This window comes from Paenibacillus sp. J22R232 (genome assembly GCF_056269165.1).
The window spans coordinates 486,790-511,136 of the sequence record NZ_JBWDNK010000004.1; the positions used below are offsets into that span (position 1 = coordinate 486,790).

13 protein-coding genes are annotated in these 24,347 nt (G+C 46.3%); all 13 read left to right on the forward strand.

The annotated features are described in order from the left end of the window. Positions 1–51: 51 nt before the first annotated feature. The 13 genes from fabZ to AC0YN3_RS16120 all read left to right on the forward strand — a co-directional run bounded on the left by fabZ (position 52) and on the right by AC0YN3_RS16120 (position 24,262). Positions 52–483, forward strand: coding sequence for a 3-hydroxyacyl-ACP dehydratase FabZ (fabZ, locus tag AC0YN3_RS16060; protein ID WP_138753720.1), 432 nt, complete (start codon positions 52–54; stop codon positions 481–483). A 45-nt stretch (positions 484–528) separates the two neighbouring features. Then, positions 529–2,256, forward strand: coding sequence for a phospho-sugar mutase (locus AC0YN3_RS16065; protein WP_475776020.1), 1,728 nt, complete (start codon positions 529–531; stop codon positions 2,254–2,256). 35 nt (positions 2,257–2,291) lie between these two features. Continuing rightward, positions 2,292–4,436, forward strand: a complete 2,145-nt coding sequence (locus AC0YN3_RS16070) for a DUF5693 family protein (RefSeq protein WP_475776021.1) — start codon at positions 2,292–2,294, stop codon at positions 4,434–4,436. Further along, positions 4,400–5,548 carry a polysaccharide pyruvyl transferase CsaB gene (gene csaB / locus AC0YN3_RS16075; RefSeq protein WP_475776022.1) on the forward strand — a complete coding sequence of 383 codons (1,149 nt, stop codon included), beginning with the start codon at positions 4,400–4,402 and terminating at the stop codon, positions 5,546–5,548. The genes AC0YN3_RS16070 and csaB overlap by 37 nt, the downstream gene beginning before the upstream one ends. A 64-nt stretch (positions 5,549–5,612) precedes the next feature. Continuing rightward, entirely contained in the window at positions 5,613–6,317 is a 705-nt protein-coding gene (locus tag AC0YN3_RS16080; protein ID WP_475776094.1) for a WecB/TagA/CpsF family glycosyltransferase, read from the forward strand. A 103-nt stretch (positions 6,318–6,420) separates the two neighbouring features. Further along, entirely contained in the window at positions 6,421–7,563 is a 1,143-nt protein-coding gene (locus AC0YN3_RS16085; RefSeq protein ID WP_475776023.1) for a glycosyltransferase family 4 protein, read from the forward strand. Positions 7,564–7,824: 261 nt separating this feature from the next. Then, positions 7,825–11,958: an S-layer homology domain-containing protein gene (locus AC0YN3_RS16090; protein WP_475776024.1), complete on the forward strand. Its 4,134-nt coding sequence runs from the start codon at positions 7,825–7,827 to the stop codon at positions 11,956–11,958. A 518-nt stretch (positions 11,959–12,476) separates the two neighbouring features. Then, positions 12,477–15,050: an S-layer homology domain-containing protein gene (locus AC0YN3_RS16095; protein WP_475776025.1), complete on the forward strand. Its 2,574-nt coding sequence runs from the start codon at positions 12,477–12,479 to the stop codon at positions 15,048–15,050. Positions 15,051–15,282: 232 nt separating this feature from the next. Continuing rightward, entirely contained in the window at positions 15,283–17,370 is a 2,088-nt protein-coding gene (locus AC0YN3_RS16100) for a hypothetical protein (RefSeq protein ID WP_475776026.1), read from the forward strand. A 76-nt stretch (positions 17,371–17,446) separates the two neighbouring features. Further along, positions 17,447–17,935: a hypothetical protein gene (locus AC0YN3_RS16105; protein ID WP_475776027.1), complete on the forward strand. Its 489-nt coding sequence runs from the start codon at positions 17,447–17,449 to the stop codon at positions 17,933–17,935. A 111-nt stretch (positions 17,936–18,046) separates the two neighbouring features. After that, positions 18,047–18,325: a small, acid-soluble spore protein, alpha/beta type gene (locus AC0YN3_RS16110; RefSeq protein WP_475776028.1), complete on the forward strand. Its 279-nt coding sequence runs from the start codon at positions 18,047–18,049 to the stop codon at positions 18,323–18,325. A gap of 159 nt (positions 18,326–18,484) precedes the next feature. Continuing rightward, a complete protein-coding gene (metK, locus tag AC0YN3_RS16115; RefSeq protein ID WP_183568354.1) occupies positions 18,485–19,699 on the forward strand; it encodes a methionine adenosyltransferase in 1,215 nt (404 codons plus the stop codon). 180 nt (positions 19,700–19,879) lie between these two features. After that, complete coding sequence (locus AC0YN3_RS16120; protein ID WP_475776029.1) at positions 19,880–24,262, forward strand: Ig-like domain-containing protein; 4,383 nt, start codon at positions 19,880–19,882, stop codon at positions 24,260–24,262. The last annotated feature ends 85 nt before the right edge of the window (positions 24,263–24,347 follow it).

Consider the following 24,347-nt stretch of genomic DNA (forward strand, 5'->3'; position numbering starts at 1 on the left):
CATAATGGCACTTTTTATACTACTTTACTAATGAAAGGGGCTTTTTTTGTTATGCTGGACATTAATCAAATCCAAGAAATCATTCCGCACCGCCCTCCGTTTCTGTTGATCGATCGCATTCTGGAGGTGGAGCCGGGCGTAAGGGCAGTCGGTCTCAAAAACGTAACGATGAACGAACCTTATTTCGTAGGACATTTCCCCGGGTACCCGGTTATGCCAGGCGTGCTTATCGTTGAAGCGCTGGCACAGGTAGGAACGGTAGCGATGCTTATGATCGAAGCGAACAAAGGCAAGCTTGGTTTTTTTGCGGGCATTGACGGCTTCCGTTTTCGGGGACAAGTAAAGCCTGGCGATACGCTGACGCTTGAGGTGCAAATCACTCGTCTTAAGGGTTCGATCGGAAAAGGGCAAGGAACAGCAAGAGTTGGCGATCAGATCGTTGCCGAAGGCGAGCTCATGTTTGCTTTATCGAATCCTTCATAAATTCCTTTCTACAATAAAATTCATGAATGAAAGAGGCTGATACATATGACCCAATCGACTAATGCTGCTGTAACCGCAAAATATGAGGCTTGGCTTAATGATCCGCTTATTGACGCTGCTACGAAGGAAGAGCTTCGCGGAATTGCGGGCGATGAAAAGGAAGTGACGGACCGTTTCTATCGTGATCTTGAATTCGGCACAGGCGGTTTGCGGGGCGTCATGGGCGCAGGCACGAACCGGTTGAACGCGTACACGGTTGGAAAAGCGACACAGGGTCTTGCGAATTGGCTGTTAGCCGGCGCCAAAGACGGAGGGGAAGCTCCTTCGGTCGTCATCGCCCATGACTCCCGGAACAACTCACCTGAATTTGCGCTTGATGCGGCTCTTGTGCTTGCAGGGAACGGCGTAACCACGTATTTGTTCAAGGCGCTTCGCCCGACGCCGCAGCTTTCCTTTGCGGTTCGTTCGCTGAATGCGTCAAGTGGTATTGTCATTACGGCAAGCCATAACCCGCCTGAATACAATGGATACAAGGCTTACGGCGCAGATGGCTGCCAGCTTATTCCGGAAGAGGCGGAGCAAGTAATTGCTGCGATCGGCCGAATTGCGGGTTTTGATGAAGTGAAAACACTTAGCCGCGAAGAAGCAGAGGCAAAGGGCTTGCTGCGCTGGCTCGGCGATGAAGCGGATCAACAATTTATTGATACTGTGGTGGCCCAGAGCCTGAACGCAGAGCTCATTCAAAGCGAAATCGGCGAAAAAATCAGCGTGGTGTTCACTCCTCTGCATGGGACAGGCAATATGCCAGTCCGTGAGGTGCTGAAGAAGGTGGGCTTCAAAAATGTACATATTGTACCGGAGCAAGAGCAGCCGGATGGTTTTTTCAGCACGGTAAAATCGCCTAACCCTGAGGAACGCGAAGCGTTTACGCTCGCGATTAAGCTTGCTCAGCAGGTAGATGCGGATATTATTATCGGTACGGATCCTGACGCCGACCGTATGGGCGCGGTAGTCAAAAACAACGACGGAGAATATGTCGTTCTAACCGGCAATCAGTCCGGAGCGTTGATGGTGCATTACGTGCTTAGCCAATTAAAGGAGCGCGGGCAGCTGCCTGATAACGGCGTTGTCATCAAAACAATCGTAACAAGCGAGCTGGGTGCCGACATTGCACGTTCTTTCGGCGTTGCTGTGGAAAATACGCTCACCGGCTTCAAATACATCGGCGAAAAAATGACCAGCTACGAACAGACTGGCGAGCATTCTTTCTTGTTTGGCTATGAAGAAAGCTACGGGTATTTGACAGGCACCTATGCCCGAGACAAAGATGCGATCGTCGCTGCGTTATTGATTGCCGAAGCTGCGGCATACTATAGCAGCCAAGGAAAAACCTTGTACGATGTTTTGCTTGAGCTGTATGCGGATTTCGGCTTTTATTTGGAAGGCTTGGAGTCGAGAACGCTTAAAGGCTTCGACGGGGTTCAAAAAATCGGTGCGATTATGGATGATTGGCGCCTCAATCCCCCAACTGAAATCGGTGGCGTCAAGGTGACACAGGTACTTGATTACGGCAAAGGCCATGACGGCTTGCGCCCGGAGAATGTTTTGAAATATTTGCGTGAAGACGGCTCTTGGTTCTGCTTGCGCCCTTCCGGCACAGAGCCAAAAATCAAGGTTTATTTCGCGGTGAAAGGCGAGTCGAAGGAATCTGCCGCTGCTGCGCTGGAAACGTTGAAAGCCTCCGTAATGGAACGGGTAGACCGTAGCGAATAGAACGATAATCAACCTGTTTAGAACGGAGGAATGACGTGTTTTTACGTTGGCAGCAATGGAATCGGCGCGCAAGGTTCGTACTTTGGATCATTGCACTACTAGGGGTTGCGGCAGCTTTGCCGCTCGGCGCCGTTCGGATGGAAATGGAAAAGTCGTCTAAGCAAGTGGAGTATGTGTTCGACTACCGGGATATCGTAGAGGTTTCTGAACGGCAGGCAAGGCCGCAGGCCTTTTTGCAGGAGAAGCTTGCGATGCTGAAGGAGTCCGGAATCACGACGATGGCGGTATATGAAAGCTCGCTCAAAGAGCTTCAGTTATCCGGTAGATTGACTTTCTACAGCTCTCGGGATGCTGCGCTTCTGCAAGGCAAGTTCGAGCAGGTAGGGCAGAACTTTACTTATATTTTATTCAGCGGTCCGGAAGAGGAAGAGATGATCGGTCCGATCGTGCGCCAGGCGCTGGATCGTTCTGAGGCCGCGTACAGCGATTGGTCATATGGCGGTCGCAACGGGATGGTCGTAGAAATTCCAATAGCGGAAGCGATTATGAAAACGATGGATTTTGACCCAATGTCCTTGCAAACGATTCATGACGCAGGCTTGGGCATACTTCCGCGGTTCTCGGACCGTGTGAAGCCGTATGATCAAGATGAAACGGATGCAGTGCTCGCAAGGTTGAAATCGTATGGCGTTAATCGTGTCCTGTTCGATGGCGATAAAGTAAAAGGCGCATCGGATCAAGCGATGGATAACAGCTTATACCAATTCGGCGAGCTTCTGAAAAAGTACGATCTCGGCCTCGCGGCTATAGAAAATTTAAAAAAACCGCAGGAAGGCTTAAATAAATTAGCTTATATTACAAATTATAATGTAGTCAGACTTTATTCCTTGTCGGAGAACGACGGCATGACGATGACACCGGAGGCCATTGCCGATCGGTTCCTATTGGCAGCGAAGGATCGCAATATTCGCATGTTTTTCTTGAATGGCACGACGCAATCGAATACGGATAAAGCCAAAATCGTCCATTCCCTGGACAGGCTTGCTGAAGCGATGAACGAGAAAAACGGCATAGTTGATCGTCTTTCCGAGGCTGGCTTCACCCCAGGCACGCCTAAAGCCTTCGATTATGAACAGCCATCCTGGAATAAACCGGTTAGAGCCATCGTTGCTGCCGGTGCTATTGCATTGATCGCCTTATTAATCGGAGCATTTCTTCCGGGTATTTATATCCCAGTCTTTATTATTGGGCTATTCGGAAGCGCCGGCTTATACAAGCTGAACAGCTCGCTAATGGAGCAGGGGCTGGCTCTAGGTGCCGCGATAGCTGCTCCGACCCTTGCGCTCGTATGGGTTATGAACCGGATATATTCCCGTACTGTCGGAGACCGCCGTGTGGTTGGCGGGACGAATTGGTCGATCGGTCGCAGCAAGCAAGGGCAGACGCCTCAGCAGCCAGGTGCTGTATATGAGAGCGCTAGCCGTATGAAGTGGCTCTTCCCGACATTGTCTACCGGCCGTCGTTTCGGCCTCGCGCTGAATTGGTTTATCGTTGCGACATTAATATCGCTTACGGCCGTACCTATTGTATTCGGTTTGTTGAATAACATTACTTATAATTTAGTATTGGAGCAGTTCCGCGGTGTAAGTCTGCTGCATCTTGCGCCAATTGCGCTGGTAGCGGTCTATGTTCTGCTCTACAACAGCCAAATGTCGGTGGGCAGAGTGAAATCGCTGCTCTCGAAGCCAATTACGCTGACATGGATTATTCTTGCAGGCGTGATCGGCATCGTCGGCTACTATTACCTGTCTCGTACGGGTAACGGTGGTCAGGTGTCTTCGCTAGAGCTGGTCATTCGACATTTCCTGGAATCCACCTTCGGGGTGAGACCGAGATTCAAAGAGTTTTTACTGGCTCATCCATTGCTGCTGCTCGGGTTGTTCTTGTCGCTTCGTTACCGCGCGGCATGGCTGCTTATTATTGTGGGCTCGATTGGGCAGCTTTCGATGGTCGATACGTTCGCGCATCTTCATACGCCGCTCTACATTTCCATGATTCGCGTACTGCTTGGTTTGGGTACAGGAATGATTATCGGGTGTATTTTGATCTTAGCATGGCAGCTAGTGGAAGGAGCAATTCGTAAATGGGCACCGGCAATCATCCGCAAGTTCGTCGCTTAGTGATATCTGGTTATTACGGTTTTCGCAATAGCGGGGATGAAGCGGTGCTCAGGTCGATATTGCTTGCGTTAGAGGAGCAAGGCTCGGCTCAAGGAATCAAGATCCAGCCGATCGTGTTGTCGGCTGACCCGGCTTTGACAAGCAGCATGTACGGCGTCGAAAGCGCGCGCCGCATGCATCCTGGCGATCTCTGGAACGCAATTAAGGGCAGTGACGGTTTAATTAGCGGAGGCGGCAGCCTGCTGCAGGATGCGACCGGAACGAAGACGATTCCCTATTACACGGGAGTCATGAAGCTGGCACAGCTGCTCGGCAAACCGACCTTTGCGTATGCGCAAGGAATCGGGCCCGTGAATCGCCGTTGGATGGATCCGATGATCAATGGCGTCATGAGAAAAAGCGCATATGTGTCGGTTCGGGATGCCGAGTCTGCAGCGCTGCTTGAACGGATTGGGGTGCAGGCGGGTAAAATTGACATCGTACCCGATCCCGTTATGGGTCTGCCGCTTCCCGCAGGTTCACATGCATTGGCAGAGGGACAAGCTGATTCTCAGCCGCCGATCGTCGGCGTATCGCTGCGCCATTGGCGCAGTGACGGCGCCGATATGGCCCGCGCCGCCGAAGCGCTGGTCGCGCTGTCGAACCGCATGCCTGTCCGGCTGCGGTTCCTGCCGTTCCACACTCCCTCCGACACGCAAACGTCGGAGCAGGTGATGGAACGGCTGCGCGGCCGGCTCGGCAACGGTTCCACCGCCGAGCTGGCCGCGCCCGGCGACGACCCGCAGCAGATGCTGCTTGAGGTCAGCCGTTGCGATGCTTTGCTCGGCATGCGCCTCCATGCGCTCATCTACGCCGCTGGCCAGATGGTTCCCATGCTAGGCCTCTCCTACGATCCCAAAATCGATCAGTTTCTTAATCGATTGGGACTTAAGGCAATCGGCTCTACGGAGCAGCTTGAGCCGGAAGCATTTGCGGAAGCGGCTAGCCTGCTCCTTGCAGATAAAGCTGGATGGCAGGCGAAGCATGGGCCAGCGATCGACCTATTGAGACAACAATCGCAAAAACCGGCGCAACAAATCGTCGACTATCTGCGTCAAACTTTATCGAGGTGAGTTCCTCTTGTCGAAACAATTACCCACAGTGCCGATATACGGCATACCATTCTCCAAGGCGAGCATGGACGAAACGGTTCAATATTTAACGGAAGCGATTGAGGGAAGACGGGTCACGCATGTGATTACCGCCAACCCGATCATGATTATGTCAGCAGTTGAGAACGCGTCTTACAGCGCCATGATCCGGCGAGCCGATCTCATCGTGCCCGATGGAGCCGGAGTTGTTTGGGCCGCCAAATACGTTGGAACCCCGGTTGCCGAGCGGGTCACGGGATTTGACCTGATGCACCGTCTGCTTGAGCAAGGCGAGAAGCGTAGATGGAAGGCCTATTTGCTGGGTACTTCGCAAGAGGTGATTGAAGCCGCGGCAGAGAAGCTACAGCTGCAATACCCTCAGGTGAAAATTGTTGGTTATCGGAACGGTTTTTTCGGCCCGGAGCAGGACGAGGAAGTGGTAGCGGAAATTCGTGAGGCAGCGCCTGATTTATTGTTCGTGGCGCGAGGCGCGGATACGCAAGAGCCATGGATCGTAAAATACAAGCAAAAGCTCGGCGTACCGCTAATCATGGGCGTCGGCGGCAGCTTTGACGTTGTATCAGGCAAGCTAAAGCGGGCTCCGATGATTTTTCAGAAGCTTCGTTTGGAGTGGTTTTACCGCTTGGCACAAGAGCCGAAACGCTACAAAAGAATGCTTGTTTTGCCGAAATTCGTAGTGAAAGTGCTCCGCGACAAAGAAAACGTAACAAAACCTCGGATTACTCCGTGATATTCTCGTTAAAATCGGCTAAATTGGTTGAAAACGGGGTTGGAGTTTCTTTTCCAATCGGAGTATAATTCACTTCGGTAGAAAGAAAAGGGGAGTTGCACACATGCCGGTAGGCTTGCTGTATTCAATTGGGTTCATAATCGCTCTTGTTCTAGCCATTGCGATGACGCCGCTTGTCAAGAAGTTTGCATTCAAAGTTGGCGCGATAGACAAACCAAACCACCGCAAAGTACATACGCGCATTATGCCGCGTCTTGGCGGTCTAGCTATTTATATTGCATTTGTAGGCGCGTTTTTTCTCTTATCGCCATTCATACCGGACGGTCTGCTAAGACCTCAAGATTCAAATATGATAAACGCCCTGCTTGTGGGCGGTACGATGATTATTATTCTAGGAGCATTCGATGACCGCTTCGAGCTGTCAGCGAAGGTGAAGCTGCTCGGTCAAATCGCCGCAGCCTGCGTGGTCGTCTTCGTCTTCGACGTTAAGATCGACCTGCTGAACATTCCGTTCGGCGAAACGATGCAGCCGATTGCCGGCTGGATCAGCATTCCGCTTACGATTTTTTGGATCGTAGGTGTAACGAACGCCATCAACCTGATCGACGGCTTGGACGGGCTGGCTGCAGGCGTATCCGGCATTGCGATAGCGACGATCGTTGTTATGGCTTCGCTTATGGGTTTCCAGCCTGTTATTTTGCTCAGTACGCTTCTGCTTGGGGGAATCGTCGGGTTTCTCGTGTTCAACTTCCATCCGGCCAAAATCTTCATGGGCGATTCGGGCTCGCTGTTTCTCGGCTTCAGCCTAGCGACGCTATCGATGCTTGGCTTCAAGCAAGTAACGATCGTTTCGTTCGTAACGCCGCTGCTTATTATCGGAGTACCGCTTTCGGATACGTTCTTCGCGATCGTTCGCCGCTGGGTGAACAAAAAGCCGATATTCGCGCCGGACAGAGGTCACTTGCATCATAGGCTTCGCGATCTAGGCTTTAGCCATCGCCGTACGGTTCTGATTATCTGGGGAGTAGCGGCAATTTTTGGCGCGCTTGCCATTGTCCAATCGGCCGTCGTGCAATCGAGTGCTGCCAACTGGATTACGTTCGCCGTCATCTGCATGCTGATGTTTTTCTTGCAGATTGGTGCCGAGGTAACCGGAATCGTAGACAAGACGCGCAGGCCGCTTATCAATTTCTTAACCCGAATGAGGCTCAGGCTGAAGCTTGATGCCGAATCCCGTTCCAAATAAAAAAGAGCTCCGAATCCCTATCGGGAAACGGAGTTCTTTTTTTGCGTCTAAATGCTCATTTCACTAAAAAAATGGGACTTGGAAGCCGATAACAACAATACAGAACTTTTCTGCGGTCAGCGCGTCTAACTGCAAAGCATCCGATAACTGGCTAAAGAGGAAAAGGGAGGAAGGTTTATTCGCAAGTAAGCCGCTAAGTCGTTTGTCCACTTATCATTCAAATACCCATGCTCTTTATATACATAAAGGAGGAACATTGTTTTGAAAAGATTACTTTCATTAGCATTAACGCTGGCGTTGTTGATTACATTGTTGCCGCCGTTCGGCTCGTCGCAGGTGGCGAATGCCGCAACGGGCAGCTTTAGCTTTCCGACGGAGAAGGACTTGTCCACTCAGGCTAGGGTTACTACAGACCCAAGCTTAACGCTTACTGGTTCTATTACGGGGGTAGATCCATCTTCCGTGTCGTATAGCGTAACGCAAATCATTAACAATAAAGGGAATGACAATCCTTCCGATGACCAGATTGGCTCGAAGCGTGAGAACATCACGAGTAATATCTACATCAACGGTTTCTCTATCCAAGTGTATAACGTTGAGTTATTCCCAGGACTTAACCGCATTACATTTAGAGGCGTACAAGGCGGCGGCGAAGTAACCAACTCCATCTATATCGAATATCACAATGGACCTGTTTTCTACGACTTGGTTGCACAGCTCGATGGAAACAAATTCAATATTGAAGAAGCAGGAACGACAGTCGTTCACTCAGCTGCATCAGCAGGCCGTCAATCTGCTGATATTAGCATAACGGGTTTCGCGCCTAACGCTCAGCAAGTGACAGTAGACGTGAACGGAAGTAGTAAAACGTATTCCGTTAACAGCTCTAATAGCTATCAATTTGCGGCATCACCAATTACCCTGCAAAAGGGTAAAAACCTCGTTACCATTAAGGTGAAAAATGCCAACCAAACGGTTGAGACGACGCGTGAGGTAGCATTCTATAACGGCGAGGTTACGTTTTATGATGTGAACCTGAATGGTTTGAATGGCGCGGCAGCTACGTCCGAGCCGCTGGAGTACAATCCTAACTTGCTTGTTTCCGCTACAAATTCAACGACGGTTACAGGTAAAATTATTGTTCCTAACTATTTAAAAGATGACAGCGTTCCTCCTGATGGCACGCTAGAGCCGCACCCTAATCCTACCGGACCCATTCCGATTAAGTATACGATTACGGCGAGTGGCGGCATTAATTATACACAACCGGCTGCATCGCAGGCTACGCCTGTAGGTACATACACAGGCAACGAAGCATTCTTTATTTACCAATTTACTACTCCTATCGGTGCTTCTCACGCTTTAGTAACTGACAAGTCCTACAATATTCAAATAACGGCAGAAAACGCTAGAAAAGATGCACTTGGTCAACCAGCCGACGAAGGCACGGGACTTATGGGCTTCTCTTTGAAAGATGCTAGCAAGAAGTTTATCGAAACAATTAATTACTTGAGCGGTTACCGCACAGGTAACGGTGAGGCTTTGACAGGTACACCGCTGGAAGGCGCTAATCTATACAGCGTACCTTTCGCTATGGAAGTGCTTGTTGGCAACCCGAATCTGAGCGACACTACTGGCTTAGTCACCGTTACGGATATTAAGAATGTATCAGGAACTTCCGCACCTGCCACTTACTTATACAATGACGTCGCCAACATCGAGAATATGTCTGCCAGCCTGGCGAATAAGCATGTCAACGTAAATGGTAAAGTGTACAAGCGAGAAATTATCGTATTCAAGAAGCTTCCATTTGAGGGCACTCAGACGGTAACATTGGACATTGGCGGAGTGACAAAGACTGTAAAGTTCACGATGCTATTTGGTCCCTATGTAAGCTACACAAGCGTATTCGACAACATGACCGTTTACGACGATACGAATAAGCTCAAAGCTGACCGTATCGCAGATGCGATCACTAGCACGCTTAGTGATTTCAAAGGTATTTTAAACAATATCAATAATACTTCTGAAATTCGATATGATTTTAATGGAACAGCAGCTCAAACCGTATTCTTCTATGTAAATAATACGCCGATTAGACTTGTGCAAGGAGCAAGCGGCGTAACCAGCTTCACCATTGAGAATTCGACTGCGGAACGCACGAAAGCATTCGATTCATTATTTAGCGGAGAGAACGAAATTAAATTCGTTTTCCAAGGCAGCAAAAATTCTTATGAAAAAAAGATTAAGCTGTATATGATTCCAACGAACATTCCAGTCATCCCGGTTGAAGGAACTACCATCTATCCTTATGGCGCTCAGTACAGCGAGCCTGTTCCGAACGATCCTAACTTTGTGAGCCGTGGAAGTATCTATACGACAAACGAAGCATTTATGAACGTGTACGGAACATTCGACTTTATCGATTTTATTGCTTCAGGTGCTACTGATGCGGATATTATCACGAACATTCAGGCGAAAATCGATCAAATGAAGGTTGTTGCTAACGGATTGACTGATCCAAGCAAATACATCTTAAAGATTGAAAGCAGCAATTTGACTAATCCGATTTCATGGGATTTGGGAAAAAAGCTGTTCATTATGCGGGGAACAACGGTTCTTGGTACTGTAAATAACGGCGCAGCCAATGAAGTAGCCAATCTTGCGGTTCGCTACGATATTCTCACAAAAACATTCTCGTTTATTTTGGTGGGACAAGAATTAAATCCCGATGGCAGCTCTAGTGTTTACACCTTTACGGTGTTTAACAACGGCGAAACGGGACCTAAAGCTTCGTATCGTTTGGAAGTTGACCCTACATCACTTCCATATAAAGTACTTCGCCCGTTCTTGCCTGCTAAGAGCATCGTGAACCAAAATTATATAGAAGTCATTATTGATGCTCCTGGTGCACAATCGATCACAATCAATAAACAGAATGCAGAAAAAATAGATTTTGATTCCGACAATAATCCAGCAACAGTTGAACAATTTTATAAGAATACCTACCGCGTGTTCGTTAATAATTTAAAAGTGGGCAAAAACAAAATTGATTTCATTATTACAAGCGCGAATGATAAGGTGCAAAGCAGTATTGAAGTGACGTATGCGCCGACTAACATTCCAGGTGCTCAAAATCTTCAAGCCATGGCAAGCAGTCATAAGGTTTTTGACGGCGCGCTTAATTTGAAGTTTGAAAAAGGGACAACATTGATCAGAACGGACTTTAACGTCCCGGCTGCTCTAAAAAACCAAGTGTTTACAGGACATAATCTGTTGTTTGGGATTGCCAACTCTGAGGATGGTGTCGTCGATCGACGCGAGCTTGAAACACCACCGCCAAACTTTAATATTATTTTGGAGAGCTTTGGTACTCGATTTAGACTATCCTATCCAACACGCTTCACTAAAGCAAGCCCTGTTTACTGGATTGATGCGGGTTTAGCTGATGATCCGGCTACGGCTGCTTACGACCCATTATCACGAGGAGTAGACCCGTATCAGTTCCCGAACGCGACCGGTACAGGCGGTACCAAAATACCGACCTATGACGAGCGTCCAGACAATCGTGAGCTTGTTACTTCAAAAACGGGCAGCTTAACGCTCGCTTTCGATCCGAATATGAAAGACAGCGTAGGAACAATCATTACCGTTTACCGTTATGATGTGAAAGCGAAGTATTGGGAAAATATCGGCGGCATGGTGGATGTAAAGAAAAACACCATTACCGTTCCGTTTAGTAAGTTTGGCTACTACGTCGTTGGTAAAATGGTTTATTCGTTTACCGATATGACGTCTCATCCTTACGCAAGAAACTATTTGGAAGCCATTTTCTCTAAAGGAATCATGAATGCAGCTGGATTCGATGATTTCGGTTCTAATATCTACATTTCACGTGGGGAATTTGCACGTATGATGGTAAAAGCACTTGATATTCCGCTTAATTATGAACTTAGCAAGCCCCATTTCGATGACGTGCCGGCAATCATTAACCCCGATGCATTATGGGATTACCGTTATGTCGAAACGGCTGCTCGCGAAGGCATCATCCGCGGTACTGGCCCAAGAACGTTCCAGCCAAGCTCTAATTTGACTAGGGAAGAAGCATCTGTGATTATAGGCAGAGCGCTTGATATGAAACTAGCTACAGATACAACTAAGATAACTAAGGATCTGGAGAAAACGTTTAAAGATGCAGCAAACGTAAATTTCTACGCAAAGAGCTCAGTGCTTGCGATTGCGAAGAAAAAGTACATTATTGGCTCTCCTGTAGATCCAAACGATCCAAAGGCTGGTTCTGTATTCGAACCTAGATCTAATCTGCTTCGTTCCGATGCAGCAATTATCGTGGCAAGAATTTTAGCTGATTTGAAGAAGCTTCCGAGCATCGGATAAATGGAAAGACTAACCTTAAAAAGGGTTGCAGATCGTTCTGCAACCCTTTTTATTTCTTTTGTACGACTGTATTTTTTAGATTGCGTGAAACATTATCCATGGAAAATGTTTAACATCGACGGCTTCTATGAAAACAAGCTATACTAACGAAGTATTCCGTAGGCACAAGTAATAAGACCATTGGGATACAATCCTTCGTAAAAATAAATTTTTAATTATTTTTCGCAACATCGCAACTTTTCGTTACAACGTGCGTTTAAATACATGACGTTGTAACAGACAACCGAATTGATACGCTGGACCTAATGCCGCTGGAAAGGAATTGGAATGAATTCACAACTTCCTCTTTACGGTAAGACCCACCCATTGTATAATGTTATAGTGGTGGCGCGACTCTAGCAATTTTCTCGCATTTTTTACAAGTTTCTACGACATGATCTTACAAATGGGTTTATCGTGATCGTAGACATCATTTATATCAAATCTATGCTCAACTCTGGAAAGGGGGTGAATCGGCTATGAGGGAAAAGAGCAATTCACTATTTAAACAAAACTCTCAACAACCGCACGTATTTAGAGGAGGAGAAATAAAGGTTATGAAGAAAAAAATAGCAGCATTTGCACTAGCAACAGCTCTAGTGCTTCCATTATCCGTTCCAGCTTTTGCAGCAACACCATCTGACGTGGTGGGCAAACCAGTACAATCCGCAGTTGAAGAGCTTGCAGCTCTTGGTATCATCAGCGGTTACGAAGATGGCACGTTCAAGCCTGAGAACCCAATCACTCGCGCTGAGCTTGCTAAAGTTTCCATCATTGCTTCCGGCAATGAAGCAGCAGCTAAATGGATGCAAACTATTAAACCTGAGTTCAAAGATGTTAAAGCGAACGTATGGTACACTGGTTACATCAATGCAGCTAAAGCACAAGGCTTCGTACAAGGTTACAACGGCAGCTACCGTCCAAGCGCTGCTGTTAAATTCGAAGAGGTTGTAGCAATCTTTGTTCGCGCACTTGGATACAAAGAAGCTAAACTTACTGGTTCTTATCCTTTCAACTATGTGTTGAAAGCACAAGAAATCGGATTGTTCAAAGGCATTGACGATGTAAACGTTGGTTCCGTAGCTAACCGCGGTATCGTTGCAACATTGTCTTCCAATGCTTTGAACGCTAAATTGGTTACTTACAACGGTACAACTGGCGAAGAAATTCTTTCGGCTAAATCGTTGGTATCGAAACTTGGCGACACTTCAACTGCAGAAGTACTTAGCGATGCAGTAGTAGACGGCAAAATTACACTTCGTACTGGTACAACAACTGAAACAGTTGCAGTAGCAGACAATTTCATCGTAACTGGCGGCAAATCGCTTGTTGACCTTCTTGGCCAAACAGCGACTGTTGTTAAAAAATCCGGTAAAGTTGTAGCTATCACTAGTGCACAAGATGCAGCAGCAACACTTACAGGTACTTTTGTAAGCGAAGCAGCTGGTTCTGTAACAATTAAAGTAGGTACTGAGAACAAAACTAAAGCAACAGTTTCTAACGCTGTATACTTTGTAAACGGCGAAGTGAAATCAAGCCTAGGTGGTACTTCTGATGTAACATTGTACCTTACTGATGATAAAGTACGCGTAGCAGTAGCAACAAAATGGGCTGCTAAAGATGCTCTTGTAACTTCATACGAGGCTAAAACTGACTACCGTAACGCTCGTCTTAACACAAACAACGGTTCTGCAGACATTACTGCAGCAACGCTTGTAACATTGGATGGCAAAACAGTTAGCGCTGCTGACTTGAAAGCTGACGATGTAGTAAGCTTTGTTAAAAAAGATAGCGGCGTGGCAACTAAAGTAGTAGCTACTCGCAAAGTTGCAACTGGTAAATTGGAAACTGTAGTAACTTCTGGTACTACAACTAAGTACACAGTAGCTGGTACAGCTTACGAGTCCGCTGGCGCAACTAACGGCGATGTAACTCTTCTTACAGCTGCTAACATCGGCAAAGAATACACATTGATCTTGAACGCTGACGGTAAAATCGTTAAAGCAGTTGCTCCAACAGCAGTTGCTAACAACGCTGATGCAATCATCCTTGAAGTAAAAGCTGTTAAAGCTTTCGAAGATGAAGCTCTTGTTGACAAACAACGTGTAACTTACTTCTCCGTTAAAGATAACGCAAACGTAGTTAAATACACTCCTGTAGCAAGCACAAGCTTGACTGCACCTGTACCTGACTACAGCACACTTGTTAAACACATCGTTGAATTCAAATTCGACGGCGAAAAATTGAATGGTGTTGTTGCTGACAAAGGTCTAGTAGCTGATGCTACTGATTCTAAAGTAACTGCTATTACTTCTACTCGTATCGATGCTGGTGCTAGCTACCAAATCGCTGCTAAAACTGTAGTAATCAAAGCTACTACTCTTAAAGAAGTAGAACTTAAAGATCAAAAATTGGCTGTAGGTACTTTGGCTGATATCACTAAAGAAGATTATGTAGTTGCTTACTCCAAAGATGGCGTAACTGCTGATTACATCGTTCTTACTGTTGATAACGAAGCAGTATCTAACAACCTTGAGGCACTTTCCGGTTTGCTTGTTAGTGCAACTAAAACAGCTACTGGCGCAACTACTAACAGCTTCTCCGTAACATTGAATGTATACGGCGCTCCTAAAACAGTAGAAGTTGCTGAATCTGCTTTCAACAACTTGACTGGCGCAGTAGTAAATGACTTCGTTACTCTAACTGATGCTGGTACTGCAAGCACTAAACATGATGCTGCAACATTCGCACACGCTGGTAACCTTGCTGTGATCGACCAAACTAATGCTACAACTGCTAACACTTTCGTTGCAGATGGCACTAGCTACATCGTATCCCCTGGTAAAACAACTGTGTATGTAGTATCTGCAGACGGTAAAACTGTCTATGTTGGTTCTTACACAGACGTATCTGACCTAGATACAAACAGTGCAATCGGAACTTCAACTACAATCTCTGGTCTAGATAAAGTTGACCGTGTAGTTCTAGTTGATGCTGGTACTAAACTTGGTACTTTCAACGAAGCACTTGCTGTAGTAGTATACAAAAAGTAATTAGTCGATATTGACTAGTTCAAAGGAAGCTGGGAGTTTATCTCCCAGCTTTTTTTTGTTCATTCTTAGTTCATAAAAAGGTGGTATATTAATTAAAAAGGAAATCATTCGATTCATATTCGTATTTACTTTAATTGAGGAGGTTAAATCACGTTTTTTTATGAGATAGCGAAACATAACTTATGTTTTTGACGTCTTATATATAAATCCAAAGATACGGAGTGAAATGAAAATGCGAACAAGGTTTAGAAGAATGGTTACTCTACTTTCGCTCTTACTTGCATTAGTTGTTGTCGTAAATTCGGTTCCGACAACTAAAGCAGATGCGGCAGCAGCCAATGTTTTCAAAAAGGTATATTTGACAAAGGCATCATATATTCAGCTAACTGACGCAAATCTTATACCAAGCACGACAGGCGCAACAGCTAGCTTTACTTTTACAATCTATAACGGTGACAGCAATGCCATTAATCTGGTTGATTACTGGGCTAGATTGAAAACAACTGGCGGGACAAAATATACCCTTTCTTTACTTGATTCGGATAAGAAGAAAAAGGCTCTTCCCAAAACGACAACCACGCTTACATATTACAGTGAAGTCGGTTCTAAAATAACGCTTGATCAGCTCGTAATCAACGTGATTAAGTTCGATTTTAGCGTATCCGGATACGAGAAAACGATTGCGCAGTATACATTTCCAAAAAGCTACACAAATTTTGTTAAAGCGGGCGGTTATAAAGGTGTTTTAGTCAATAATTCACTAGTCAATTTCCGCATCGATCAAATCAATGTTACTAAGTCTGCGAAAAACTACAATTTTAACTTAACATATGTGGCTAGAAATACCGGTAAATTCGGTATTGCACTTCCTCAATACAATTATTATGCACAAACAGCCAAAGGATTATATAAGCTGGCACTAAGAAATAAAACAGATGAAACATTGGTGCTTGAGCCTGCAGTGCTTAATGATGTCCAACTAACAGGAAGTATACCGCTTGCGGTTGCTGCAACGGGTTGGAAGCTCATTATTACGAACACTGTAGGTGCGGAAACAAATAAAATCGATTTGCCGGTTGCGAGCTTCGACATTCCTTTCAAAATTACGACAACAACGTCTACATCAACCAAAACAACATTCACGAATGACGACGGGACATATGAAATTGAAATCGGCAATATTCAACGCTTCCCTTGGAATAATGATGACAATGTCGTAGCGGAACTTATCGTTAGAAATAAAGGATCTGTATTCCTACCGCTTCCTGATTTATCGGGCTTGCTCATTGTTGATGACAGTATCAAATTGCAAGGCAAAGCAATCAAAAAGACTGGGGACATTGGTTTAGCGCCTGGAACTTCTACAACGATCAGCTATGTGGGCTCCATTCCATATAACTATACGTGGAGCAAGTTCAAGCTGAAGCTCTCTCAGAAGTCTGGTGAGACGGTAACTGAAATTGGCGAATTGACCAAATCAGCAATCACACCAATTAAAACGGTTGAAGCAGGTACGTTATTTTCACAAATTAACAACGGTTCTCCATTTAATGCTTTAATTACGGATGTTAAAACGTATACGGGGGACAAAGCTGAGGTTTATGCTGTCACCATGGAATTGACTAATAAGCAAAAAAGAAGCGGCGCGTTGCCAATGCTTACGGGATACTTCAAGACGATTGACGGAAACCTTTACGAAGCAAAAATAACAAAAGCAACGAATAATATTAAATCGGAAAGCAAAGACCAGCTCGTTGTGTGGACAGAGCTTCCCGAAAACGTTGATCGCACCAATATCCAACTTGTGTTAGGCGAAGCGTTCGATGACAATGGGCTCTTGATTGGTACTGGAACTGCCAAGGGCTTCTTGAGAGCAGCACAATTCAATTTGCCTGCAGAAACGGTTGCCAGCACAAGCTTCAAGAATATAAAAGTTGGACCATACGTTGTCGATATGAATCATTTTAACGTTTGGTTGAATGGCAGCCGGATGGACATTGATATCGGGGCTAACGTTACGAAGGATTTGAACTTTGACGGATATACACAATCACAATTTACTTTTGAGCTTGAGCATGAGCCGACTAAACAAGTCATTATTTCTCAACTAATTGATCTAGACGGCAAAGAGGAAAAAAGCGTGAAATGGAAAGCAGGAGCTAACTACTCAGAAGTAAACAAGGAAATGGGAGACACATTGTTGTGGGAAGAATATACGTTGAATGTATACGAAACGTTTAACGGCAACCGCAAGAAGCTAGCAAGTCTTCCAATTCGCTTCTCGGGGATTACAAACTGGCTTGACGGAACTCACCAATAAGGATAAAAAACTGGTTTCTCCTTCTTCAATCTAGTATCCTATTAGGAGACGCTTGAAAGAGAGAGGAGAGCTACTAGTGAAAAAGAACGTTGCACGGGGAATTGTAGCAGCTGTATTGGTAGGAGCTGGAGTGTGGGTTGGCGTGAATTTTGCTTCGCCTCTTGAAGCGGAATCAAATGCGCTCACTCCAGGCTCAGCGGAGGACCCAGTTGTTACAAAGAGCTATGTAGATGCATTGCTTGGCAACAATAACGGAGGCTCTACAGGGGGCGGATCAACGCCTGCTGTCGATTCCGAGCTAGAAGTCGTAACGGTACCTGCTGGAAAGACATTAATGGCCGGGCAAGGTACAGAGGTCATCGTGCGCGTTGGGAAAGCGATAGCTTACAGCTCAGATGCAAGCGGAATTGCAGATTTGACTGGCGGCACGGATTTAACAAAGGGCAAAGCGGTTCCAACTAACCACTTGCTGTTATTCCCCCGCGCGGGACGTGGCATATTGCCGGACCCGAACCAGAAAAACGGTCTGACCGTATTGGTTAAAGGCAGCTATACGTTACAATAATATGGATGATTAAGCTACATTTTACCCGAGCTGACAATAGATTATACGCTTCAAAACATGGGGTTGGACACACAATAGGATTGTGTTCATATCCATTTGGAGGTGTTATTCATGAGTCGTTCGAATAAAGTAGTCGTTCCAACAAGCAAAGCTGCATTAAACCAGTTAAAATATGAAATTGCCGCAGAATTTGGATTAACCTCGGGAGCCTACGCAGGTACCGGAGCTGATTCGGAATTCGCTGGAGAGCTGGGAGCCCAATCAGGCGCTGGCGGCGGACATAGCGTACATTGGTCTGCTCTATCCACCCGCCAAGCAGGCTCTGTCGGAGGCGAGATCACAAAAAGGTTGATCGCCCAAGCTGAATCCGTATTAAATGGGTACCAATAACTGGTTAAAAACGTGGCGTCCATTGACACAAAGCGACATTTTCGGTATCATACTGTTTTAGAAGAGTTGTCAAACAACCTTTTCCTTCGGGAAAAGGTTCATTTTTTGTGTAGAATGTCCGCACTTATTTCATACTAAGGTTGTAGGAGGTTGATACGAATGTCGGTTAAAGGACGCCACTTGTTCACATCGGAATCCGTTACTGAAGGCCACCCGGATAAGATCTGTGACCAGATCTCCGATGCTGTTTTGGATGCATTCCTTGAAGCAGATCCCCATGCGCGTGTTGCATGTGAGGTTTCAGTAGCAACAGGACTTGTTTTAGTTATTGGTGAAATTAGCAGCCGTGCTGATTATGTTGATATTTCAGCAATTGCACGCCGCACAATCAAAGAAATTGGCTATACGCGTGCCAAATACGGCTTTGACTCCAGTACATGTGCAGTATTGACATCGCTTAACGAACAGTCGGCTGATATCGCGCAAGGTGTTAACGCAGCGCTTGAGACTCGTGATGGCAAAGACATGAAGCAAGAAAACGAAGATATCGGCGCAGGCGACCAAGGTCTTATGTTTGGTTTTGCAACAAACGAAACACCTGAGCTTATGCCGCTTCCAATCGCGCTTTCACATCGCATTGCTCGTCGTCTGTCTGAAGTTCGTAAGAACGAGACGCTTGCATACCTTCGTCCTGACGGTAAAACGCAAGTTACGATTGAATATGCCGATGGCAAGCCATTGCGCGTAGATACGATCGTTGTTTCAACGCAGCATGCGGAAGAAATTACGTTGGAGCAAATCCAACAGGATATTCTTGAGCATGTCATTAGACCGGTCGTTCCGGTTGAATGGCTGGATGCAGAAACCAAATATTTCATCAACCCGACTGGCCGTTTCGTTATTGGCGGACCACAAGGCGATGCTGGTCTAACTGGCCGTAAGATCATCGTTGACACGTATGGTGGCTATGCTCGTCATGGCGGCGGCGCATTCTCCGGCAAGGATCCTACAAAGGTTGACCGTTCAGCGGCTTACGCGGCACGTTATGTAGCTAAAAACATCGTTGCAGCCGGCCTTGCTGACAAATGCGAAATCCAGTTGGCTTATGCCATTGGTGTTGCTCAACCGGTTTCGATCAACGTGGACACTTACGGAACAGGCAAAATCGGAGAAGATAAGCTTGTAGACTTGATCACAAGCAACTTTGACCTTCGTCCTGCAGGCATTATCAAAATGCTTGACCTTCGTCGTCCAATTTACAGACAAACTGCTGCTTACGGACATTTTGGCCGTACGGATATCGATCTCCCTTGGGAGCGCGTAGACAAAGCAGAGAAGCTTAAAGCAGACGCTGGCGTTCAAAGCGGCGTATAAGCTGGTTGTTGATTATAATGCCTTCATAGGCGTCAAAAGCCGTTTACAAAGTAGCTAGTCTGCTTTGTAAACGGCTTTTTTTATTTTCATGCGGTACAAATAAGTTGTTTAACCTAAATTTTTCATGTGAAGTAACCGACAAATAAGGTACGAGTGTAATTTTTTGAGGAGTGAATTGAAATGAATCGAACGAGCAAGCTTTCATCATTTATTGCCATTATGCTGCTGCTCCAACTAAGTCTTGCAGGCTGGGGATCAGAACCGCAGCAGGTGTCTGCCGCGACAACAGGCCCGGCTGTCATAAGCCTCAGTCCGGCGGATGATTTAATTAATGTATCCATCTCAGGCGATCTTAAGATGACTTTTGATGAAAATGTTAGCAAAGGCTCCGGCTCAACTGCTGTCTCCATTTATGATTATGCTACGAGCAATTTAGTGGAGAGCATACCATTATCCTCAAACCGCATTTCGATTGATTCATCTCAACGTGTCGTCACTATAGACCCGACTAATCATTTTGCCTTAAATACGAATTACTACATCTTGGTTGATGCCGGAGCATTCGTCAATCAATCTAATGGAGCCGGCTTCGCAGGAATCATTAGCGCGAGCAACTGGAACTTTCGAACGGTTGCGGCTGTTGATACAACCAGACCGAGCCATACAGGGCTTGCTCCAACTGGAGCTTCGGCTGCCATAACTTCGCCGATTATTATCACATTCGATGAACCGATCTATGTAGCAAGCGGGAGTGTATTGATCAACTCGACGGAAGACAATCGAACGATTGCCGTTACTTCCAACGCAGTAAGAGGCAGCGGGACCAATCAGATCGTGATACAACCTCCTTCAGCTCTGCAGCCGAACACAGCGTATACGATTGTGGTTCCAAATACGGCTTTCCAAGATGCAGCAGGAAATCTTTATAATGGTGCTTCATGGAGCTTTACGACAGCTGCAGCTCCAGTGAATGTCGCAGCTCCATTCGTACCTGCTGATAACGCAACGTCAGTACCCATTCAGACTGCACTCTCGATCACTTTCGATAAAAACGTGCAAGCACGTGCAAATAAAAATGTCGAAATTCGTAGAATTAGCAATAATACGACATTTGAGCGCTTCAGCGCGCTTTCTTCCAGAATCACCGTCGTGAACAACACGGTTAAGATTACTCCAAGCTCTAATCTGGAAGCCAATACGGCTTATTATGTATTAATTGACGCAGGTGCGTTCACTCAGACAGATCCAAGCGGCGACCAATGGTACCACGGCATATCAGGAGCGTCTGTGTGGAACTTCAGCACCGATCCAGGCAATGAGACTACGCCGCCTGCCGCAACCGCTGTTGCGCCCGTATCAGGCAGCTCAATTACAAGCCTCAACTCTTTGTTGCAAATTACATTTAACGAACCGGTATTTCCGAGCAGTGGCAATATTGAAGTCCGGGATTCGGTAACAGGCAGCCTATTCCGGTCAATTCCGATCACGTCTGAACGCGTGACCGGTGGAGGTACGTATCAGTTAACGATTGATGCGAATAAGGCGATTGCCGGTGAAACAGAGAAAGCATTTGTAAATAATACAAAATATTATGTCACAATCGGCAATCGTGCCATAAGAGATGCCGCAGGCAATCATTATAACGGCATAACCTCTTCCAATAGCTGGGCTTTCACTGTATCACAGGATACGACCAGACCGACGCTCTCATTACTGAATCCGCTTAACAACGCGGTTTCTGTTGGTCTGAATCAGGTGTTTACCGCGGCTTTCAGCGAGTCGATCAAGAAGGGCGCAACGGGTACGATTACTTTCAATCCCGTTGGCAACAATGCACTTCCAACGATTCCAGCATCTTATTACGTTGACGCTACTTATTCGAACACATTAATCATTACGCCAACGCAGGCATTAAGCGCAAACACCACGTATTATGTAACTATCGATGCCAGTGCAGTTACAGATCTGGCAGGTAATACATTCGCCGGTATTCTGAATGAGTACCAGTGGACATTCCATACCTTTGGCTCAGATACGACAGCGCCTCTGCTCGGTAAGCTAGAGTGGAGCGGATCTACAATTACGATGACCTATAACGAGGATCTGAATCCTTACCTAGCTCCATCAACGGGCAGCTTCTATGTGACGGTTAACGGAGCACCGCGTTCGGTTATTGGGGTGCAGGTGAGGGGGGAAGCCGTATATCTGTCATTATCCAACCCTGTGGTTGCCGGACAAGTAGTTAAACTTTCTTATTCTAAAGCCAATGTAGGACTCATTCAGGATCTTTCAGGAAATGAAGCTTTGAGTGTGGCTAATCAGGATGTGTCAGGAGCTAAAGACACGAATCCTCCTGTCCTGGTGAGCGGCAGCGCATCAGGAACAGCGCTGACGCTTTCCTTTGATAAAGAGCTAGCGAACGTAAATAGTTATGCTTACTTGCAATTTTCGGTAAATGTAGGCGGAGTCAATTATAATGCAACCTCGATATCAAGCAAAGGCAGTAACATTCTGCTGACAATTAACGGAACGATTCAAAATTATCAAACCGTATATGTATCTTACACGCCGGGCTCCTACCCTGTAAGGGATAGTGCTGGAAATTATTTGGCTTCTATTAAAAGCTATAGCATCTACAGCGTACCGGATACCGGGCTACCGACTTTGCAATCGGTTAGCTTCAGTGGTTCCGTCGTGACATTAAAATACAATAAAACTTTAAATACACAAAGCGTTCCTTCAGTCGGACAATTTGGCGTATTGGTTGACAACATCGCACGATCCGTACTGCAAGTTAGAATTTCAGGTGATTCGGTATTGTTGACCTTATCGTCGGCCGTAAATGCAGGGCAAATTATTTCCGTTTCCTACCTTGCTTCTGTAAACTTAATTGCGGACTTAGCCGGGAATGCGGCTTCGTCGTTTAATAACGCGCTGTCAGGGGGCTCGTCAAGCGGCGGGCAGAACGGGAACATTTACGGTTTAATAGCGAAAGGAACGACGTTAACCATTAACTTTACGGAGTCGTTAAACAGCAGCTATGTACCATCTACTGTTCAATTTCTTGTAAGGGGAAACGATGTATCGAAAACAATAGCAAGAGTGGATATTAGTGGGTCATCCGTTATTCTAACCATGTCATCCGCATTTTTAGTAGGGGAAGCCGTTAATGTTACTTACTATGCGACCTCTTCAGGTTTACGTGCGAATAGCGGTGCGGCTATCAATAGCTTCACGAATATTATCGCAGCTAACCAAACGACTGTATTAGACGGTTTATCCGGAGACTATGAGTCAGCTGATGGTGGGGGAGTTGGCTTAAAAACGTCAGCAGCTTCTATGACATCGGATGTTTCGCCAGCTGGCGTACAGGCGAACCGATATACTGTATCCGGTGAGAAATTGCTTACAGCGTTCCAGACAGCCCGAACAGCGGGATTGGCTGTACCGCGAGTAGCTTTCAAGGTTCCGGCTTCCGAGCGTGCAGCAATTGTTGCTATTCCAATCAGCGGTTTGGACACCGCTTATCGTCTTAATGCGAGTTCCGTTTTCGCTGTACAGTTCGGAGATACTACTTATGAGCTAAAACTTAATGGAACCGATTTTTCCACCATCAATTCATTGTTAAGCGGCAGTAGTGCGAATGGTTATTTGCTAGTTCGAATCGATCAAGGCTTATCTACATTAACTGGAAATATTAGTTCCAAAATCAATAGTTCGAACACCACGTTGATAGCGGGTCCATACCATTATGACGTTACCGCAATAAGCGGCTCGGTGCAGAAGAGCGTTAACGATTTTAATGGATATGTTACGCGTACCATTCAAACGTATCAAAATATTGATTCTGGTAAAACAGCGGTCGTCTGGTTCGATCCAGTAACGGGCGGGATCTCCTATGTACCTACCGTTCTAACGACGAATGCCGGTCTTACTACAGCCTCGTTCAAGCGCAAAGGAAACAGCGCTTATGCGCTTGTATCGAGCGCTGCGAGCTTCTCGGACCTGTCCAAGCACTGGGCAGCAAGCTCCATTTATATCATGTCGCGCAAGTTCATTGTCGAAGGGCGCTCAGCGACGAAGTTCGAGCCAGGCAAAAACATCACTCGCGGTGAGTTCGCCACTTATATTGCGAAGGGCCTAGGCCTCAGCAGCAACCGCTCTGCAGCAGGCAAGTTCAAGGATGTTAACACCAATACCGTCATGGGTGCTTACATTGGAGCCGCATCGGCTGCCGGCATTATAGCAGGCAATACAGATGGCACCTTTAAGCCAAACAGCCCGATCACGCGCCAAGAAATGGCCGTTATGATGATTAGGGCAGCTAAAGTGGCTGGCCTTACCGTACAGCTTCCACAATCCAGCGCCACGTATTTGCAAAAGTTTTCGGATCGCGGCAAGGTAGGCGCGTGGGCGAAGGAAGACGTTGCGAAGTCGATCTACCTCGGCATTATTGGCGGGAAAACAGCAACAACGATAAGCCCGCAAACGAATGCGACACGGGCGGAAGGAACCATTATGATTATGCGCCTTTTGCAAAAAGTGAATTTCCTGACTCCGTAACAAAAAGAGGAAGCTCCATTCATCAATCGGATGAATGGAGCTTTTTTGTGTTTTTTCACATAGCATATATCTATCAGTCAAGGAA

Bases quoted from the DNA above. Each gene is read 5' to 3' on its own strand.
- AC0YN3_RS16085 (WP_475776023.1), top strand. From the start codon at position 6,421: ATGCCGGTAGGCTTGCTGTATTCAATTGGGTTCATAATCGCTCTTGTT.
- AC0YN3_RS16080 (WP_475776094.1), top strand. From the start codon at position 5,613: ATGGACGAAACGGTTCAATATTTAACGGAAGCGATTGAGGGAAGACGG.
- AC0YN3_RS16110 (WP_475776028.1), top strand. From the start codon at position 18,047: ATGAGTCGTTCGAATAAAGTAGTCGTTCCAACAAGCAAAGCTGCATTA.
- csaB (WP_475776022.1), top strand. From the start codon at position 4,400: ATGGGCACCGGCAATCATCCGCAAGTTCGTCGCTTAGTGATATCTGGT.
- fabZ (WP_138753720.1), top strand. From the start codon at position 52: ATGCTGGACATTAATCAAATCCAAGAAATCATTCCGCACCGCCCTCCG.
- AC0YN3_RS16095 (WP_475776025.1), top strand. From the start codon at position 12,477: ATGAGGGAAAAGAGCAATTCACTATTTAAACAAAACTCTCAACAACCG.
- AC0YN3_RS16120 (WP_475776029.1), top strand. From the start codon at position 19,880: ATGAATCGAACGAGCAAGCTTTCATCATTTATTGCCATTATGCTGCTG.
- AC0YN3_RS16065 (WP_475776020.1), top strand. From the start codon at position 529: ATGACCCAATCGACTAATGCTGCTGTAACCGCAAAATATGAGGCTTGG.
- metK (WP_183568354.1), top strand. From the start codon at position 18,485: ATGTCGGTTAAAGGACGCCACTTGTTCACATCGGAATCCGTTACTGAA.
- AC0YN3_RS16100 (WP_475776026.1), top strand. From the start codon at position 15,283: ATGCGAACAAGGTTTAGAAGAATGGTTACTCTACTTTCGCTCTTACTT.